At 55.2% G+C, this 1,499-nt stretch carries 2 protein-coding genes, 1 tRNA gene and 1 pseudogene; all 4 read left to right on the top strand.

The features are described 5' to 3' along the window. Positions 1-121: pseudogene (locus ACOCD2_RS19605) on the top strand (elongation factor Tu); the annotation flags it as partial. Between the two features lie 90 nt (positions 122-211). Beyond that, positions 212-287: transfer RNA gene (locus ACOCD2_RS19600), tRNA-Trp, on the top strand. 60 nt (positions 288-347) lie between these two features. Beyond that, on the top strand, positions 348-725 hold the full coding sequence (gene secE, locus ACOCD2_RS19595; RefSeq protein ID WP_293643713.1) for a preprotein translocase subunit SecE: 378 nt from the start codon (positions 348-350) through the stop codon (positions 723-725). Positions 726-727: 2 nt separating this feature from the next. Beyond that, positions 728-1,261, top strand: coding sequence for a transcription termination/antitermination protein NusG (gene nusG / locus ACOCD2_RS19590; RefSeq protein ID WP_293643715.1), 534 nt, complete (start codon positions 728-730; stop codon positions 1,259-1,261). Positions 1,262-1,499: the final 238 nt, after the last annotated feature.

The following is a 1,499-nucleotide window of genomic DNA, read 5'->3' as shown; positions in this document are numbered from 1 at the left end:
CAACGTGAAGATGACGGTGAAGCTGATTGCACCGATCGCGATGGAAGAAGGCTTGCGCTTCGCCATCCGTGAAGGTGGACGTACAGTTGGCGCCGGTGTTGTTTCCAAGATTATCGAGTAAGCAGATCTGACGCATATCGGGTGGCGGGGTGCGGCCGTGTTACGGTCGCACCCGTTGCCTTTTGAAGTCAAAAGAAGTTTGGATTTTTTTAGGCCAGTAGCTCAATTGGTAGAGCAGCGGTCTCCAAAACCGCAGGTTGGGGGTTCAAGTCCCTCCTGGCCTGCCATTTCACAGGGCTTTGGTTCCGGTGCTGACACACCGGGGTGAAAGTGCTGAAGTAGGCAGGATGAACGTAAAAACTGAAACACAAGGTTCCGCCATGGATACAGTCAAGCTGCTGTTATCCGTGGTTTTGCTGGTCGCTGGTGTCGTCGGATTCTATCTGTTCGAGGCGCAACCCCTGTGGGTGCGGTTGCTCGGATTGCTGGCGGTCATTGGTGTGGCTGTCTTCATCGCATTGGCGACAGATCCGGGGAGACGGATCAAGTCCTTTTTCTCTTCGGCGCAAACCGAAGTGCGAAAGGTGGTCTGGCCCTCCCGGCAGGAAACACTGCAAACCACACTGGTTATTTTTGTGGCCGTGCTGATCACTTCCCTTTTTCTGTGGGGTGTTGATTCCATCCTGTTTGTGCTGGTCCGCTGGTTCACCGGACAGGGAGGCTGAGCATGGGTAAGCGCTGGTATGTGGTGCATGCCTTTTCAGGTTATGAAGCCAAGGTAAAGGCTTCGCTGGAAGAGCGGATCGAACGGTTTGGCATGCAGGAATTCTTTGGTGAGATCCTTGTGCCTACGGAAGAAGTCGTGGAGATGCGTGGCGGACAGCAGCGCCGCAGCGAGCGAAAGTTCTTTCCCGGTTATGTGCTGGTGAACATGGAACTGACGGACGAAACTTGGCATCTGGTCAAGGATACGCCCCATGTTCTGGGTTTCATCGGTGGCACGGAAGACAAGCCTGCGCCGATCACCCAGAAGGAGGCGGATGCCATTCTGCAGCGTGTTCAGGAAGGCGCGGAGAAGCCGCGTCCCAAGGTGCTCTTCGAGCCGGGTGAAGTGGTGCGTGTCACCGACGGTCCGTTCAATGACTTCAACGGCGTCGTCGAAGAAGTGGATTACGACAAGAGCCGCCTGAAGGTGTCTGTGTCCATATTCGGCCGTTCCACACCTGTCGAACTGGAGTTCGGCCAGGTGGAGAAAGGCTGACAATAGAGATTTACAGCCGGCAGTGATGCCGGCGGCAACGTGCTTAGGCGCGTTTATTAGTCCCGCACAGGACGTGCGGCGCGAAGCAAAAGTGAAGCCGGTCTGGGATATCCCTTTTCCGGCATCTAAACAAGGGGAGTCCGGGTGAAAGTCCCGGACGTTCGCACCCAAACAAAGAGGTATATCATGGCCAAGAAGATCGAAGCCTATATCAAGCTTCAGGTTCCCGCACAGGAAG

Origin of the sequence: Thiolapillus sp., assembly GCF_048562965.1 — a bacterium.
GTDB classification, from domain to species: Bacteria; Pseudomonadota; Gammaproteobacteria; order Chromatiales; family Chromatiaceae; genus Thiolapillus; species Thiolapillus brandeum_A.
This window is presented reverse-complemented; position numbering and strand designations above follow the sequence as displayed.